At 66.4% G+C, this 18,370-nt stretch carries 6 protein-coding genes (1 of these 6 running past the window's edge); 4 read left to right on the top strand and 2 right to left on the bottom strand.

The annotated features are described in order from the left end of the window. Positions 1-48: 48 nt before the first annotated feature. Positions 49-1,065, bottom strand: a complete 1,017-nt coding sequence (locus EV148_RS14835) for a WD40/YVTN/BNR-like repeat-containing protein (protein ID WP_131999629.1) — start codon at positions 1,063-1,065, stop codon at positions 49-51. Positions 1,066-1,696: 631 nt separating this feature from the next. On the opposite strand from EV148_RS14835, the gene EV148_RS18555 reads away from it, so the two are divergent. The 3 genes from EV148_RS18555 to EV148_RS14825 all read left to right on the top strand — a co-directional run bounded on the left by EV148_RS18555 (position 1,697) and on the right by EV148_RS14825 (position 6,198). Continuing rightward, positions 1,697-1,858, top strand: coding sequence for a hypothetical protein (locus EV148_RS18555; protein ID WP_158287490.1), 162 nt, complete (start codon positions 1,697-1,699; stop codon positions 1,856-1,858). A 308-nt stretch (positions 1,859-2,166) separates the two neighbouring features. After that, positions 2,167-3,108 (top strand): SGNH/GDSL hydrolase family protein, encoded by a 942-nt coding sequence (locus EV148_RS14830; RefSeq protein ID WP_131999628.1) that lies wholly within the window; start codon positions 2,167-2,169, stop codon positions 3,106-3,108. A gap of 414 nt (positions 3,109-3,522) precedes the next feature. Next, a complete protein-coding gene (locus tag EV148_RS14825) occupies positions 3,523-6,198 on the top strand; it encodes a DUF3857 domain-containing protein (protein ID WP_158287489.1) in 2,676 nt (891 codons plus the stop codon). 56 nt (positions 6,199-6,254) lie between these two features. Here the strand turns inward: EV148_RS14825 and EV148_RS14820 are convergent, their stop codons facing one another. Next, complete coding sequence (locus tag EV148_RS14820) at positions 6,255-7,886, bottom strand: lipase family protein (RefSeq protein WP_131999626.1); 1,632 nt, start codon at positions 7,884-7,886, stop codon at positions 6,255-6,257. A gap of 1,268 nt (positions 7,887-9,154) precedes the next feature. Between EV148_RS14820 and EV148_RS14815 the strand changes: the two genes are divergently transcribed. Next, positions 9,155-18,370 carry the 5' portion of a CARDB domain-containing protein gene (locus tag EV148_RS14815; protein WP_131999625.1) on the top strand. It continues 8,445 nt past the right edge of the window, so 9,216 of the gene's 17,661 nt are visible here — the first part of the coding sequence; it begins with the start codon at positions 9,155-9,157; its stop codon lies off the right edge, out of view.

The raw sequence follows: 18,370 nt of genomic DNA, 5'->3' as shown, positions 1-18,370 counted from the left end.
GCAGCCTGGCCGGCGGTATGCCGCAGTGTGGAGATGGCGGCGTCGCCGTCACTCGAAGCCGTCGTTGAAGATCGTGTCCTCGAAGATCGCCAAGCCGTAGTTGCCCACGGCGACCGCGCCGCCCTTGCGCAAGCTGAGCGCGGTCACCTCGCGCCCGTCCGGGTCGCAGTACGCGGGCGTCCACGACGCCCCGGCGTTGCGGGTTTCCTGGATGCATCCGGTCTGCGTGGCCGCGAACCAGCGCTGCGCGTCGCGCATGGCCAGATCGTTGACGTAGGTGCCCGTCGGCAGTGCGCCTGCCTGCTGCCAGCTCGCGCCGCCGTCGGCGGTGACGTAGACCTCCGCCGCGATCGTCACCGCGGCGCCGTGCAGGGCATCGCGGAAATCGACCGCGGTGATGTGGCCGTGGGTGAAGGGCAGCAAGCTCCAGTTCTCGCCGCCGTCCTCGGTGCGCACCACGCTGCCCTGGTCGAGCGCTTCGGTGGTGATGCCGCCGGTGGCGTAGCCGGTGGTGGCGGTGGGGAAGTGCAGCTCCTCGAGGTAGACGTCGCTCTGCGCAGGGAAGCGCACGCGCCAGGTGACGCCGCCGTCGGTGCTGCGCGAGAGCGCGCCGCCGTGCAGTGCAACCATCTGCGGGCCGTCGATGTACGCGTCCTGCACGCCGCCGCCGTTGGCGCCGAGCTGGCCCAGCTCCTGCCACGATGCGCCCGCGTCCGTGCTGCGGTACAGGCCTTCGCGCGCGAGGTACCACTCGCTCGCACTCGTCGCGTGCGCGAACGCCAGCGACTGCTGCAGGCCGGTGGGGAACGCCGTCCATGTGAGGCCGCCGTCGCTGGTGCTCATGGCCGCGCTGAAGGCGCACGAGGCCAGGCCGTGGCGCGCGTCGGCGAAATCCACGTCGGTTGCCCAGCAGGTGCCCGCGACCGGGGCGACCAGCCAGCTCGTGCCGACGGCGCGGCCGTCGCCAGCGACGACCTTCGAGGCTACCGTCTGGGCGAGGATGGGACAGACCGCCCAGGCCAGGACGGCGGCGGCGAGGACGCGAACGGGTACTGCGATGGCCATGAACTCTTTCTCCCTGCGGCGGTGATGCCCGGCGCCACGGCCGTGTTGGCCGCGCTGTGGCGGGCGACGGCATGCTAGGCAGCGGCCGCCGCCGCGTCGGCACGGCGGGACAACCGCGCGGTAACGGATCGGTAACGGCGGCCGGACAGCGCGGCCGCGAGCATCGCGGACGCGCGCGGGAGTTCGCATTGGTCGGCGCGGCGGCGCATGCAAGGCGCAAGGCCTGAGTGAAGTCGTGGAAGCTGGAAGCCTTCGGGTCCTCCCGAAGGCTTCCGGCCTTTCCACTCCTTCGCCCATTCCACGACTTCCGTTCGCCCTGGGCGCACGCCGCTGGCGCGGAGTCGAAGGGCCATGCGCCGCACGCTTCACGAAGTCGCGGGCGTTTCGACTACGCGCGCTGCGCGCGCTCCGCTCAACGCGAACGGGTTGGGGGGATCACTTCATCACCGTTCGCCCTGAGCGCAGCGCCGCAGGCGCGGAGTCGAAGGGCCATGCGCCGCACGCTTCACGAAGTCGCGGGCGTTTCGACTACGTGCGCTGCGCGCGCTCCGCTCAACGCGAACGGGTTGGGGGGATCACTTCATCACCGTTCGCCCTGGGCGCAGCGCCGCAGGCGCGGAGTCGAAGGGCCATGCGCCGCACGCTTCACGAAGTCGCGGGCGTTTCGACTGCGCGCGCTCCGCGCGCTCCGCTCAACGCGAACGGCGTGGTGCGGCTGTCCGCGCAGCTGCGCGATCCGTTCGACCTGAGGACGAGCGAACGCCGCGTACGACTTGTCCACGAACTCCTGTAGGACATTTCCTACACAATCGCGCAACCAATTGTCCGGGCAAAAATCCAGCAAGGCAGCAACAGCGACGCGATGCGTGCACACGCAGCGCCGATCTGCTAAGCCTTCGCATGCCAGACGGCGCGGGGTACGCGACGGGATCTACAGGGGATTTCATGAACACGGTCGGCGGTGCTGTTCGCACCGACGCATTCGCCCGCGGCGACCGCCTGGCGGATGCGCCATGTCATGCGCAACCCGTGCGCGAAGTCCCCGTCGTGCCAGCGCACCGAACGCGTCCGCATCGTCCACGGTGACACCGGAGATAGCACATGGCCACGAAGAGGAAATCATCGGCGAAGAATCGAAGGGTCGCAGCCTCCGAGCCCGTGCCCGGTCGGCCCGGCATGACGAGAAAGCCACCCTCGGCGATGATCTACGCGTTGGGAGATTCCTGGTTCAAGTACCCGACGCTGTTCGACCTGCCCGCACCCATCAACCTGATCCGGGCGCTGGAGGCACTCCCGCAGCCGGGCGGGAAGAGGTATTGCATCCTCGACCGCGGCAAGGCCGGTGCGACGTCGGAAGAGCTCACGACCGGCGACTATTTCGAGCAGCTCTCCCGCGCGATCCGGCAAAGCAAGTGGGACTTCCTGCTGTTGTCGATGGGCGGCAACGACTTCGTCGGCACCACCGAAATCGACGGCAAGCGCCACACCCGGTTCGGCGACTACATCGTGAAGTATTCCGGGCAGACGTCGGGCAGGGACCTGCTGAACCAGGTAGCGGTGTCCGCGCAGATGGACAAGACGCTCGAGAACTACCGGAAAGTGTTTCGCCTCTGCGAGCAAAGCTCGGCCAACAAGGGCATCAAGATCGTCACCCACGTCTACGATTTCCTGGTTCCCGACAAGCGCGGAGCGCGCCTGCTCGATCGGTGGCAGGTGAGCGGGCCGTGGATGTACGACGACCTGGTCCGGAACAAGGTTCCTCCCGACCTTCGGCCGGAGGTGCCGCGTGCGCTGCTGGAGCAGTTCGCCGCCCGTCTCACGACCCTTGCGGACGACCTCAACGCGCACACGCAGACGAATGTGCGCCTGCTGATCGCGCAAACCCAGGGCGTACTGACGCCCATCGGCGACCCGACCCTGTGGATCAACGAGATCCACCCGAGGAACAAGGGCTACCAGAAGCTCATCCTGAAGTTCGACGAAATCATGGCGCCGATCCGCGATGCACTGAGGCCGGCTGCCTGGCGCGTCTGGTCGAAGTGAGGAGAGTTCAACGCCCACGCAGGAGGCATCTCATTACTGTGCGCCCGAGCGCAGCATTCCGGGCGCGGAGTCGAAGGGCCGGGCCGCATGTTCCCCGCGGTCGGGGGCGCTTCGACTACGCTCGCTGCGCGAGCTTCGCTCGACGCGAACGGAACGGGGAACCGCGAGCTTCGCTCAATGCGAAAGGATGGGCGGGAGCGCGACCTCCCTCAGCCTGATCGGCAGGGGGAGCACCTCATCACCGTTCGCCCTGAGCGCAGCGCCGCAGGCGCGGAGTCGAAGGGCCATGTGTCGCACGCTCGACGCGGTCGTGGGTGTCTGGACGCGTCCGCGGCATGCCGCGAAAGCCAACAATCCACTTCCCGACCCGCCCGCCCGCATAATGGCCCTTTGATGCAGGGGCAGGGGAGATCCATGAAGCAAGGATGTTGGCGCGCGTCCATGTGCGCGGTGGCGGTGTGGCTGGCGATTCTTGCCGCCGTCGTGGGTGGGAATGCGCGGGCGGCGGAGTACACGATCGCCCCGACGCCCGCGTGGGTGCGGCCGGTGGCGGTACCGGAGCAGCCCGTCATCCGCCAGGAACAGCTCGTCGACGGCGCTTTCCACCTGCTCATCGACGCGCAACTGCGCGCGACCGGAGGCGAGCCCGCGCAGTATCGTCGCTATGCCGTGAAGGCGCTGAACGCGTCGGGCGTGGAGTCGATCGCGAACATCCAGATCGGCTTCGACCCCGCGTACCAGACCCTCGTGCTGCACTCGATCGACGTGATCCGCGACGGCGTTGCCACGTCGCGCCTGCGCACTGCGCAGGTGCGCCTGCTGCAACGCGAGGCCGGGCTCGAAGAGCGCATCTACGACGGCCGCAAGAGCGCGAGCATCTTCCTCGAGGACGTGCGCGTCGGCGACGTCGTCGACTACGCCTACTCCGTGCGCGGCAGCAACCCCGTGTTCGGCGGGCGGCCGTTCGGCGTTTCCATGCTGCGTTACACCGAGCCGGTCGGGCGCATCCACCAGCGCCTGCTGTTCGACCGCGCGCATCCGCCCATCGTGCGCACGCGCAACACGGACCTCGTGCCGACCACGCGCGACGTCGGCGACACGCGCGAGGTGGAGTGGTCGATCGACGACGTCGAGCCGCTGGTGGTCGAATCCGACGCGCCGGCGTGGTACGACCCCTACCCGATGGTGCAGTGGAGCGCGTACCCGGACTGGGCGGCGGTCGTCCAATGGGCGCTGCCGCTGTATGCGCAACGACAGCCGCCCGGCGCGGCGCTGCGCGCGGAGGTGGATCGCATCGCCGCCGCGCACGCCACGCCGGCCGCGCGCGCGATGGCCGCGCTGCAGTTCGTGCAGGGCGAGATCCGCTATCTCGGCGTGGAGATCGGCGTCAATTCGCACGCGCCGAACCCGCCCGACCTCGTGCTCAAGCGCCGCTTCGGCGACTGCAAGGACAAGGCCGTGCTGCTCGTCGCCATGCTGCGCGCCTTGCACGTCGAAGCGACGCCGGCACTGGTCAATACCTCGATCGACAAGGCGATCGAGGGGCGCCTGCCGCAACCGTACGCGTTCGATCATGTCATCACGCGCGTGCGCGTGGATGGCAAGGACTACTGGCTCGATCCCACGCGTCCGCGCCAGGACGGTGCCGGCCTGGACCAGGTGCACCAGCCCGACTTCGGGCGTGCGCTGCTCGTCGCGCCGGGCACCACCGGCCTCGTGCCGATGGACAACCCGTCGCAGGCGGCCGCACGCACGCTGGTGGCCGTGGTGATCGACGCACGCAAGGGTTTCGACCAGCCGGTCGAGTACACCGTCACCACCACCTCGCGCGGTGGCCACGCCGAGTACAAGCGCAACCTGTACCGCACGAACCCGAGCGCGGACATGCAGAAGAATGCGCTCAACTTCTACGCGCGCAGCTATCCGCACATCGAACTCGCCGCGCCGATGGAGACGCACGACGATGCCGCCGAGAACGCATACACGGTGGTGGAGCACTACACGCTCGGCGGCCTCCCGCACGCGTCGGCCGACGGCCGCACGATGACGGCCGAATTCAGCTTCCCCGATACGGAAAGCCTGCTGCAGGATCCCGATTCCACCATCCGTCATGCACCGCTCGGGCGAGCCCATCCATTCGAGGCGACCACCACGACGGAGATCCTCCTGCCGATGAGGACTTCGGTCGCGGAGCGCTCATCGCACGTCGACGACCCGGCGTTCCTGTTCGAGCGGTCCATCACCCTGCCGGACGACCACCGCGTCCTCATCACCGACCATTACGTCGCACGCGCCGACCACGTCGCGGTCGACGACATCGCCGGCTACGTCGCCCACCTGCGCGAGGCGCGCGAGGGTCTCGGCTACGCACTGAAATGGTCCGTGGCGAAGGCCTCGGGCGCGCCGCCGCCGATCAACTGGACGGTGTGGCTGTTCACGCTGGCCACGATCATCGCCGCCTTCATCGGCGCGGTTTACCTCTATCGCTGGGATCCCGCGCCGATGGCGATCGAGCGCCGCGGTGGCCCGGTCGGCCTCGGCGGCTGGCTCGTGCTGCCCATCCTGGGCCTTGTCGCGGTCCCGGTGGCCGACCTCGCAATACTGCGGACCCTGCTCCACATCGACGCGGATGCCTGGTCCACGCTCACCGACCCCGCCTCGCCGAGTTACCACGCCTTGTGGGCACCGGTGATCCTGTACGAGTGTGCAGCAGAGGTCATGCGCAGCGCGTTCTGCGTGCTGCTGCTCGTGCTGCTCCTCAAGCGCCGCACGAGCCTGCCGCGGCTGATGATTGCCCTGCTGTGGCTGCAACTGCTCGCCACCCTCGTCGACAGCGCGCTGTCCGCGCCCGTGCTGGCCGCGAAAGACGCGCAAGGCGCCGGCTTCGAAGCCGCACGCATGCTCATCGCGGCCATGATCTGGACCGCGTATTTCAACAACTCGCAACGGGTGAGGGCGACCTTCGTGCGGCGTTACCGCGCGAGTGCCGCGACGGAGGCGATGCCGCTGGTGCCGCCGGCCGACACGCCAGTCGATGCCGACAGCCCCGCAGCGACGCCACTCGCCGCGGCCACGTCCACCGCGCCGTAGGCGAGCGCAGCCCGCATCCACTGCCCTCCCTGCAAGGGGAGGGCAGTGGATGCGCCTCACCCCTGCACATCATGCCGCCGCAACTGCGCATCCACCGTCCGGATGCGCTGCTTCGACAACGGCGAGTCGCGCAACTGCGCAGCGCGGGTGTACGCGCGTTTCGCATCCGTGTTCTGGCCGGTGACGGACAACACGTCGCCCTTCAGGTTGAGGCCTTCCGGCGCGAGCGCCGGTACTTCGCCGAGGCGTTCGGAGAGCGCGGACCAGTGCGCGGCGTTCCCCGCGGTGATGTACGCCCATGTCTTCGGCTCGCCGGACGCGGGCGGGTCCGGGATGCGCTCCGCCTGCCAGTCGAAGACCTTGAGCGCACCCGACTGCGTCGCGACGGTGTCCGCGACCGCGATGGCCGCCGGTGATTTCGCGAGGCTCGGCGACACCGCTTCGGTCTTGCGCAACGCGCTCGTCGCGAGCGCGGGCCAGCCGACCTCCGCGAGGGCATCCGCGGTGATCACCCATTGCGCGCCCTCGGGCAACTCGCCGATGCGGGCGGCCGCGGCCCTGCGCGCGGCGTCGGCGACGCGCGTGCGCTGCTCGTCCTCGCCGAGCCGCTTGAGCTCGTCGACGGTGCCGGCCGACGCGAGGTAGTCGGAAATGCCGGCCGACATCGTCTCGACCAGCGCACGCTGTTGCCGTTCCACCGCCTGCACGTCCGGCACGTTCACGATGACCGTGCGGTCGGGCAACGGCCGCGCGCGAATCACGAGGCTGTACTGCGGATCGATCTTGCCGTGCAGCAGCGCGAAGCTGACGGTGTCCGTCTGGCCCGGCTCGATCGTGGCCTGCTCGGCCGGCCACACGAGCAGGCGCTGGCTCGAGATCTCGCGGATCTCGTACGCTAGGCGGCGCGCACCCGTGTTGCGCAGGCGTGCGGAATTGCGCGCATCCGCGTCGGCCAGCGTATAGGCCCAGTGGTCGCCGTCCTGGCGGAAGTCCGGCATGTCGAGCAGGGCCTGGTCGGCGGACACCGGCGCATAGGTGTTGATCGCATTGACCAGCGCGATCACCGACGGATGGTCCGGCCGGTCCGGCTTCACCAGCGTGAGATGGTTGGCGCCCTCGATCGCATCGGGCGTGCCGTCGCACAGGCGCGTCGCGCTCGACCACGCCACGATCATCTGCCCGTACGTGGGGCTCTTCTCGTACGCGCACGCGACGTGCGGGCGATCGCCGGGCGCAAGGCGCCGCCAGTCCTCGTCCAGCAGCTTCAGGAAGTCGTTGCCATTGGCCATGAACATCTGCCTGATCGCCGGGTTGTCGACCACGTACTGCGCGACGGCCGTGATCTGCGAACCCTCCGTAGGCGTCGCGAACAGGAACACCAGCGGCACCTTCGCGCGATGCTGCGGCTGGTTGATCACCTCGCGCAGCGTGACGAGCCCGCCCATGCTGTGCGCGACGAACACGACCGAGTCGTAGTCCCACACGTGGTTGAACGCGAGGTAGCTCTCCATCTTGTTCGCCGCCTCGCGGATGTCGAGCGAGCCGCCACCCCACATCGTGGAGGTGAAGCCGAACGCGAACAGGTCGAGCTTGCCCTGCATGCCTGGCGCGGACGCGAGCAGGTCGAAGAACGTCCGCCCGTTGTCGTTCGCCCAGGTGCCGTTGGTGTCGCCGAAGATGCCGTGCACGAACACCACCGCGGTGCGCGCATGCGGCGCCGCCTGGCACACCCAGTGCGGATCTTTCGTCGCCCCCGCGTTGTTGCAGGGCCGATCACTCGCGACCGGCAAGGAGGGTGTGGCCGGCGTAGCGGCCGGCGCGGGCGGCGGCGGGGTCCGGTCGCACGCCGTCACCGATGCCGCGGACGCAAGGGCAGTGAACAAACGAAGAAGCGACGCGCGATGCAGTTCCATCGGAGACCTCCTCGAGCGTGGATGGCCATTTCCGGAATGACTGGAGCGATGCGATCTTCCATTGGATCGCGGCGTGGGCGGCAGCTGCGGCGAAAGTGCCGATAGCGCCCTCGAAACCGGAAGGCGCCCCGACCTTCCCGCCGACCACGCGTCCAACAGCGCCACGCTACCACGGAGCGCACGCCGGGTACGGTGGTGCGCGTACGAATCGGCAATGCCGTCGTGTACGAAAATTCGCACAGCACGGCGGCCCAACGTTGGGAATCGCAGTCCACTCGCAGGGCGCAAAGGCTGGCTGTTGGGCTGGTCACCGTGCTTTCGATGCGGGCGTTCGTGGCGGACCGCTTTCCCGGGCGGCTTTGGTCACACGAGGCTCCCTCCTCGAGTGAGTCGGAGCGCCCATCGCTCCCGTGCGATCACGTAAACGTTTGCATGGGCATTCTCCTTCACTTCCTGTAGGAAATTGTCAATCCATTTGTAGTCAATACGCTGAAAAGAACAAAAGACAACGTGACCCGTCTTGAAATTGCGGCGGACGACGTGTGAGCATCGCGTTGACTTCGGGGGAAGTCGGCCCGGCCTGGATTTCTACTGCGCTTCTGCTCGCGCTCGCCGTGGCCATCGGGAACGGGGGGGGGGCTATGCGGCGCAATCAGAAATGCGGGCTCATCACTGCTGTGCTATTTGCCTGCGCGGCGAAGGCTGTTGCAGCCGGAAATGAAGGCGCAACTCTGCTTGCGGCAAGCGCCGTGGATGTGCAAGCCATCGTCGTGCGCGACGGGACAGGGCGAGTACATCGCTACTCCAAAGGCGATTCCATTGCTGGCTCGGGCTGGCGACTGGTCTCCGTCCAGCCCGACGGAGCGGACTTCGAAAGTGTCTTGCCGCGGAGTGGTGTTCGCGCCCGCATGCGCGTTGCCACGGGTGCGCCCATACGGCTTCGGCTGCCACCGACCGCAGAGCTTCCGCCAATCCCTATTGGCCAAGCACAGCCGACATCGATGGAGAAGCGGGCGCGGTAACCGACAGTCCAGGGAGGGAGCGTGCGTAACCATCATCGTCAAAGCACTGGCTGGAAGCGGCGGGCCGCGATCGCGTGGTTCTTCTCGCTTGCCGCGTGCTGCCCCTTTGCGCGCGCGATGCCGGACCTGCAGGATTGCGACGAATTCGTCCGACCGGCGGCCGCCAAATCCGCGGCGGAACCCGCGCTGGTTGCCGCGTCGGAGGACATCGGCAACGTCACCGTGATGGAGGTCGGCGGCAGCTACGATCGCGGAATGGATGAGCCACGCCGACAGGTGGCCACGCAGTTCTTTGCGAATCATCCCGATCAGTACGACTTTCTGATTGCCTTCACCACGTTCGAATTCGAAACGCAAGGCGCGCTCGCGTTCTACAACCATATTCGGAATGACACGGCCGGCATCGGCCGAACGATGTTCGACTACAGCAATGACTTCGGAAGCGCAGGCCGCCTGCAGGGCTATGTCGACATGGCGGCCATGGGGCGCTACAGCTTCGCGAGTGGATCGCCGCAATACCACGAAGTAGTCGACACGCTGGCACACGAAGTCATGCACCGCTGGGGCGCCGCGGTGCGTTTCATGGATGCCGGTGGCAGTGAAAGCGCGGACCTCATCGGGAATGCGGGCTCGCATTGGAGCTACTACCTGGATTCCGACGGCTCCGTCATGTACGGAAACGACTGGCAAATCCAGCCTGATGGAAGTTTCCGGAGCGTCGACGTCAGGCACCGTTACAGTCCGCTCGACCTCTACCTGGCCGGCTGGGCTGCTGCGTCGGAGGTTCCACCGTTCACCCTCATTCGCAATGGCAGTGGTGCGAGCGCAACGGATCTTCCTCGGCTCGGTGCCACGACCGACGGCAGCGCTGAAGCCGTCACGATCGAGCAGATCGTCGCGGCCAACGGCCCGCGCGCGCCTTCTGCGGCGAGTGCGCAGCGGGATTTCAACGCGGCGCTGATCCTGCTCAAACGGCCCGGTGAATCAGTCCCTGCCGAACGCCTCCTGGAGCTCGAACGCTTCCGGATCCGCTTCCAGCAACAGCTGGCGGAGATGACCGACGGACGCGCAGCGGTGCACATGTTTACCCAGCAGCGCGGAGCCGGTACGGCGCTTCCTGCAATCCTGCAGGGAAGCGGTGCGACCTCCACGCCGGGCGGCGTAGCTGCAGCGCTTGCATGGCTGGAGGCGCATCAGGCTCAGGATGGCCATTGGCAGGACCGGGCAGCCACGGCGATGCGCGACACGGTTGCCGCCCTGCGCGCGCTCGAAGAGCTGGACCCGGCATATCCGGGATTGTCGCGCGCGCGTGCGTGGATCTCTGAACACGCGCCCGCAAACGTCGACCAGCGCGCGTGGAAGCTCATGGGATCGGATGGGAATTTCGACGCCGAGGATCTCGTGCGCGCGCAGGATGCGCAAGGCGGCTTCGCCATAGAGGAAGGATGGGTAGCCGACAACGTCGATACGGGGATGGTGGCGCTGGCGCTCGCCAATCAGGGTCAAGAGCCGCTGGCGGTGGCGGCGGCGTTGCAGCATCTCGGTATGCGACAGAATGTCGATGGGAGCGTGGGCATCGGCAGTGGCACTGTCGGCCGCATGCGGCCCACGTTGAGCGCAGCCAGTCTCTGGGCAAGACAGGGCGACGATGGCAGTACACAGAGGCTTGCCGCGGCGAGTCAATGGATTGGTGCGCGGCTCCTCTCGCCGCAACCGGCGCTCGTTGACACCGTGGATGCCTATGCTCTCGTGGGTCGCTTGCCACTCGCGCCGTCGGCAAGTGCAACGGCACGCCAGTATGTGCGCAGCCAGCAGCAAATCGATGGCGATTGGGGCGGCAGCATCTATCTGACGGCGACCGCGGCGCTGGCCTACGCGCGCGACCAGCGCCCCAATCTGGCGCTGTCGGGCGTTCCGACATTGTCGCCTTCGCAGCCGTACGATGGCGAACACGCAATCCTTCGTGCCGGGATCACCAACTCCGGCAATGTCCCGGTGGACGCGACGGTGCTGCGGTGGTTCGACGGTGACCCCGACTCAGGCGGGGCGCAGATCGGTGGTGACGTAGCCGTGCCCGGACTTGCAGCGGGCTCCAGCACCACGATCAGTACGGATTGGGATACACGCAACCTCGCCGGAGTGCACGAGCTCTGGGTGATCCTGGATGCCACCGCAATCGCGATCGAAGCGAGCGAGCTGGACAATCGGAGTCATCTCACCGCGACCGTCCTCCCGCCATCGACTGCCCCCGACCTTGCGCTGCAGCGCGCCGAGATCACGCTTGACCCCGCAGTGGTCACGACATTGCCGCAGCCAGTCCACCTGTCGGGATCGGTGCACAACATAGGCGGCGAAGACGCAGGTGAGGCGGTCGTCCGCTTGTATGCGAGGCCGGACTTGACGCATGCGTTGGCGCAGACGACGGTTTCCGTCCGTGCGCGGGGGACAACGACGTTCGCGCTCGACTTCGAGGTCAGCGTGGCGGCAACGACCAATCTGGTGTTGCGCGTCGACCCGGACGATGCCATCGCCGAAGCGAGTGAGAGCAACAACGATGTCGATCTTGCGCTGCCATATGGCCCATCCATCGATCTCGAAGTCGCGCCGGCAGACTTGACGCTGCTGACCGCACAGCCGCTGGTGGGGCACGAGGTGGAGTTCGATGTCATTGCCCGCAATCGCGGCACCGTCGACACGCCACCGGCACTGTTGCAGGTGACGGTGACGCAGGGCGGGACGGTGACGACGATCTTCGATACACCGCTGCAGGTCGGTGCGGGCCAGAGCGTGCATCGACGCGTCACATGGACGGCCGGCGAGGTCGGCGCGGCGCAGCTGCATGCTGCGCTGGACCCATTGAATCAGATTGCTGAAACCGAAGAAGGAAACAACTCCGCCGAGCTCGGCTTCGATGTCGGCGCCGTCGAGCAGGCCGACCTGACGTTCGAGAGTGGGAGTTTCGAGCTTGCGCCGGATCCGGCGCTCGAAGGCCAGCCGTTCACGGCGACGCTCGGCGTTCGGAATCTCAGCACGGTCGCGACCGGGGAATTCCGCGTGTCCCTGTACGCAACCGACCCGCTGGCTGGTGGCATTCCCATCGCCAGCACGGTGATCCCGTCTTTGGCCGGCTTGGGCCGCATGACCGCCACAATGGTCGTTCCCGACCTCGCCCTGCGTGGTGATCAGCGCATGTTCGCCATGATCGACGCCGGCGGCCAGGTGGCGGAAATCGACGAAAACAACAACGTCGTCGTACGGCCCCTGCGTGTTCGAACGAAGCCCGATCTCGCGATCACCGTGGCGGACATCTTGCTGTCGCCGCCGCTGCCGGTGCCTGGGCAAAGCGTGCAGGCAAGCGTGACGGTGCGCAACCTCGGTGACCAGGATGCGCACGACGTGACGGTGCGCTTGCTCGAGGGCGATGGGGAGGAAGCCGTAGCGGTAGGGGCCGACAAGGTGGTCGGGCTCATAGCGGGGGGAGCGACGACCACGCTCACGTGGAACTGGACCCTCGGGCTCGCGCCGTCCTCGCACGCCGTCATGGTCACGGCGGACCCGGACGATCACGTGCGCGAGGGCAGCGATGCGAACAACACGGCCGTACTGCCATTCGACGTGCAGAACGGCGACTTCTTCGCTACCGAGCGCTACATCTCGCCGAACGGGGACGGCATACGGGATGCAGTGGATTTCGTCTTCAACGCCGGCGTGCCGGGCCAGGTCGAAGTAGACGTCGTCAATGCCGTCAACGACGTCATACGCCGTTTCACCGGCGTGGCGCTCAACTCGGAGTCCCGTGGGCAAGTCCTTTGGGATGGTCGCGATCAGCGTGGGCGCGTCGTCCCGGATGGCGACTACCGCTTCGTCGTGGTGGGCGGCAGTACGCAGGAAGCCGTACTCGTAACCGTGGACAACAACCAGTCGTCGCTGCTCGGGGCAGTGGGTACGCCGCACGGCGTCTACACGGAGCTGCCTCGGGGGATGCTTGCCCGCATTCCGCCGGCATCGAGTCCGCTTCACGACCAGGTGTTCGGATTGTGGCGTGCGAACGCGCAATCACCCGTCGGTGTTTACAGGAGCGACACGGTCTACGCGTCCGCCGTACCCGTGATTTCCGGAGCATGGGTTCGCGCGTTCGGCATCGCGAATGGCGTGTCCGTGGAACTTGTCGACTTCGCGTTCAGCCAGGACGGGAGTGACATCGTTGCGGTCCTGCGCGGCAATCATGCGGGGCACGCCACGCTGTGGGTCGTCCACTCGCCTGTCGACCAGACGGATGCACCGGTGTTGCTGGCCGAATTCCCCGATGTCTATGCCTTCAACGTGCTCGGATATTTCGATGCGACGAGTGTTGCCGTCGGTCCGGATCGAAGCGGCATGCTCGACGTGATCGACGTGGACAGCCACGTGGTTACGCCGTTGCGCAACCTCCAAGGCGAGGTGGGAGGCGGTGCGTTCAAAGTCGTCCCGCTTGGTCTCTTGCGGTCGTCTTTCGGGCCACCCGACACCTTCATTCCTCGCGATCCGGCCAAGCCTGTGATCGAGCTGCAGTACGGGGAGCATGCATCCGACGAAGAATTCGACGCGGAACTGTCGCCGACATTGCAGTCCATTGCCGTGCACAGGCGGAATTCCCGCGACGTCATCGAGTTGGTGGATCTTGCAAGCGGCGCGCGAAGGGCGCTCGTGGACGAACCGGCTGACTACGTCCATGGCGGGTTCTCCGGCCAGTCGGCAGGCATCTCGCATCTCGGGATGGGTTGGCTGGACAGTCGTGAGCAACTGGTGATCGCTAACGCGTCGACCCGGCGTCTGTCGATCTATTCACCGAGTGGCCAGCGCTTGTCGGAGCGTACGCTGCCCGATTTGCAGAGGATCGGACCTTACTCGCCCTCCGGGAACGAGGGATCGCCAGTACCGTTCGATTCGTCCAACGTCGTGGCGGCGTCTTATCCCAGGTTGGCAGGGGAACCGTGTGCCCGGGAACTCGATGCGAGAGTCGAACACAGGATCCTCGACCGCGCCCGCAATCGCCTGTATCTCTCGTACGGCGAGATCGCTGCCCGCGACGAGCCCATCGAGGGCTGGGTCCTCGTCCAGCATCCCGGCATTCGCGCCTATGCCCAGATGGATGCGGACGACGGCGATGTCGACGTCGTCCAGCGCGGCACACTGCTGCCATTGCAGTCCGTCCCGGACCAAGCCGTCTACCCCTTGCTCGAGCCCTGCGCTGGCGCTCCGGCACCCGATTGGCCCGAACTGATCTTGCGCGATGGGGCTCGCATTCGTACCGACGGGCTGGTCCAGACGCTCGACCGGGGCGTGCTGCAGGAGGATTGGCCGTCGGATGACGCCAGCGTGCGTGCACTCTGGGGCGATGAATCGCGAGCGCTCCTGGATGGCGATCGGATGTTCACTACGCTGCAGAACCTTCACGCCGTGTTGCACGCGCGGACGCTGGGGCGGGGGATAGAACTCACCGGCATCGCCGCTGATCGGAACTTCGCGAGCTATCGGCTGGAGTGGGCGCCGATCGAGGACCAGAGCGCGTCAGCTTGGCAGGCCTTGTCCCCGGCGACGTCCGATGAAGTTCTAAAGGACGAGTTCCTGACTTGGGTTCCGCCTCAGCCCGGTACCTTCGTCATTCGACTCGTCGTCATGGACAAGGCGGGAAACAGCGTCTCGACCCTGGCGACGGCGTCGTCTTTCGACAGCTCGGCCATCGACAACTTTTCGTTGGCGCCGCGCTACTTCTCGCCGAACGGCGATGGTGTCAACGACATCGCAGTCGCCAAGTACCGCGTGCGCCAGCCGGTAACACTGGCCATACGCATCACCGATGCAACCGGCGCCATCGTGCGCACGGTGGATCTAACCTACGGCACCGCGGATCTGGGAGCGCAGGAATTTCATTGGGACGGTCGCGACGATGCGGGACACGCACTGCCCGACGGGCGCTATCGGCTCAACGCTGATGGCTTCGCTGCGTGGCTGACGCTCGACACTCTTCCTCCGGAACTCGGCGGCGACGTTCCACCGGCCTACGTGCGCGACGTCACGCATGTGGACGTTCGTCCGATGGTGCGCATGGCGACGCGTGACGCCAATGCGGTGCACCTTGTGCTCGAATCAAGGACGGGCGACGACGGCGTATGGTCGGTTGTCGCCGAACGCAACAACGCTTCTCTTGATCCGTCGAGGAGTCCAACGGACCCCAACAACTGGGAAAAACGCGAGCTCCCTGCCTCGAACTACACAGCACGCCGGTTCCGCCTGTCGGCTACCGATCCCGCCGGAAATGTCCGAAACCAGGAAATCGGCCGCGCGGAGGATGTCCTCGTGCTCAGGACGGTGGGGCCGGAATACTACCCGTCGTTCTATTACACGCCTCCGCCTTTCGACGCCGTGCCCGACATGCGGGATTGGCGACCGCGATCCGTCCAGCGTGACAGCGATGACGACTACCTCTCTGCCGCGGCTCTCGTGGCTGGTCTCGTTCGTATCGCCGTCGAGACTGCCGATGCCGACTCGCCGCAGCAGTGGGCCGAGCGCAACGTCTACCCCTTGGCTGACGAGTTCTGCCCTGGGTCGGGCTTTTGCCTGAAGCCGCTCGCCGATGAGTTGCGTGTTCCGCTCGATCTTGGCGCCGTTCCGCAGGGCGCACGTCTGCTAGTCCGCCTGCGTGGCGAAAGGGAAGACGGCAGCAGGGTATATTCGAACCAAGGGCTTGTTCAGGTCGGCGGCATCGATCCGCCGACGTGCAGCCTGGCGGCAGATGGCACGCGAAGCGTGCGAAGCGTCGAGTACGCGGACGGCGCCCTCGTCGAAGCGATCCTGCACTACATCGAAGGTGGCAACGAGCACACCGTTGCGGCCTCGCACCTCTACGATGACGAGGTGTTCTTCGATGCTCCTTGGGGCGCTACAGCGATTGGCGCCGCCTGGGTCACAGGAACGGACGCGGCCGGTTTCTCCTACCGCTCGCCCGACGCAGCGCTCGCGTGCTCGGTTCCGCCTGATGGCTGGCTGATCGAAATGAGCCCGGCGCCGGTAGTCGTGGACAACTGCGATGGGTTGCCGAGCAACAAGATCAGCGTAGGACTTCGTATCGAAAAGTTGCCACAAGGCGTCCCCGGTGAACCGGAGCCTTTGCACGTCCGCGTCAGCTATGTCGATGGACTGTCGGGATCGCGCGTCGTCTTGCGCGAAATCGACGGATCGCAGCCGTTGGATGAAACCGATGTCATCGCGACGGATGGATGGCCTGAAGGCGAGCACCAGGCGAGGATGGACATTGACTACGTCGATGGGTCCTCGCGATCAAAAACCATCTCGCTCCCGGTGACGCGACAGCCTCCATCGACCACCATCGTCACGCCACGCAGCGGCGAGCGCGTGTGTGCGATGCAGGAATCCTTGCCGGGAGATCCGCCGCAGCAATCGATTCCCGTCAGCATCGACCTACATTCCACGTTGCCCGGCAGCTATCGCCTACTGCTCGGGAGTGGGGCGTCTCCTTCGTTGTTCACCTGTTACCTTGCCAAGGGCGAGTCGTATTCATACTCCGATATGGAGCTTTGCCCGGCATATTCCTTGATCAACGGCTTCACCCTGCGCTCGCTGGATGGGGGCGCCGCAAATGTGAAGGGTGACCTCACCGCCTATGACGGCACAGCCACCATCCAGGTGAAGGGTTTGGGCTGGTCGGGGGGAACCGTCTGCACGCAGCGCACGTTCAACATGGATTCCGTTGCCGAGATGGTCGAGCGCGCTTCTCCGCACACGATACTGGAACTCATGCAGGCGTCCGAGCCGATCGTAGGCATATCGGCAAGCGGCCAGCAAGGATCATTCTTCCTGCGCGCAGACGAGCCGGTTCGCGTCGATGCAACATTGCATCGAGCGCATATCGATCCGGCGACAAATACCCTCATCCTCGACGCCCAAAGCCTCGGAACCTTGTGGCACCAGGACTCCGCCTTCGGCGACATCGACATCCACTGGGACGGCGTCATCGAAGGCCAGCCGGCAGCGGATGGACTGTACGGTATCGCGATCGATGCCGAGGACGACTGCGCCCACATCACTCGCGTCGTCTACGGCGCGCTCGTTGATTCGACGCCGCCGGATGTGGGCCTGACGGCGCCTGCGCCAGGCACCACGGTCACCTCGGCCGTGGTGGGACTGGTGGGCAGCGTCCAGGACAATGTTCGCTTGGCTTCCTGGCGCCTCGAAGTCGCAACGGCCGAATCCCCCGAACGCTGGCAGGAGATCGCGAGCGGATCATCGCCGGTTCCTGGGCCTGAGGTCCTGAAGAACTGGGCTCGCGGGTCGCTCGCAGGGCCGGTAGACATCCGTTTCACGGCAATCGACGCGATGGGCAATCGCGCGGAGACGCATTTGCCGCTGGTACTCGGCGATCCGCCTGTCCTCATCGGCGGTGCCCAGCTGCAGCCGATGCTCTACTCGCCCAATGGTGATGGTGTGCTGGATTCGACGCGCCTGCAGCTGGACCTGCTGCGAGCGGCCATCGTGGATGTGCGCGTGTTCGATCCGTCGGACCATCTGGTCGCGAGCCTGTATTCCGGGCCGCAGGTTGCGGGCAGCGCCGGATACACATGGAACGGTCTGGATGCGCTGGGGCATGTCGTGGCCGACGGCGTCTACGCAATTCGCGTCGATGCGCACGACGGCGTGGGGCCCGGTGAAACCCAAAGTCTGGCGGTCATCGTCGACGCCACGCCGCCGCTCGTCGACGTGCGGCGACCAACCGGCGCCTATGCATCGCCTGCCTCGGCCGTCGAACTGCGCTTCGAAGATGCCCACTTCACGCAATACGAGGCACGTCTCACACGTTTGTCGGATGGCGCGCAGGTCGCCTCCCAGGCGGGTGCCCAGCCCGGCGACGCGGTTCTGACGACGCTGGCGCGCTTCGACGAAGGTCGCTATTCATTGCATGCGGAGGCGCAAGACGGAGCGGGCAACAGGACCTCTCGAGATGTGCAGTTCGATGTGGACGCCGTGCAACCCACTGTCACGCTCGAGACGCCGGCAGAGGGGGCGCTGATCCCGTCGACGACCGCCACGTCGGTTGTGGGCAGCATCGAGGATGCACACCTGGCGTCCTATTCGCTCGCCGTCGCGCCGGAGCAGGGTGATGCGTGGACGGAGCTATCGAGCGGAACGGCCAGTGTTCCGCACGGCGAACTGATCGCATGGCGCCCGGAGCTGCCGGAC

It is taken from the genome of Dokdonella fugitiva (genome assembly GCF_004342425.1).
Taxonomy (GTDB): Bacteria; Pseudomonadota; Gammaproteobacteria; order Xanthomonadales; family Rhodanobacteraceae; genus Dokdonella_A; species Dokdonella_A fugitiva.
Note: the sequence above shows the minus strand (reverse complement) of the source record. Positions and strands in the feature narration are given on the sequence as shown.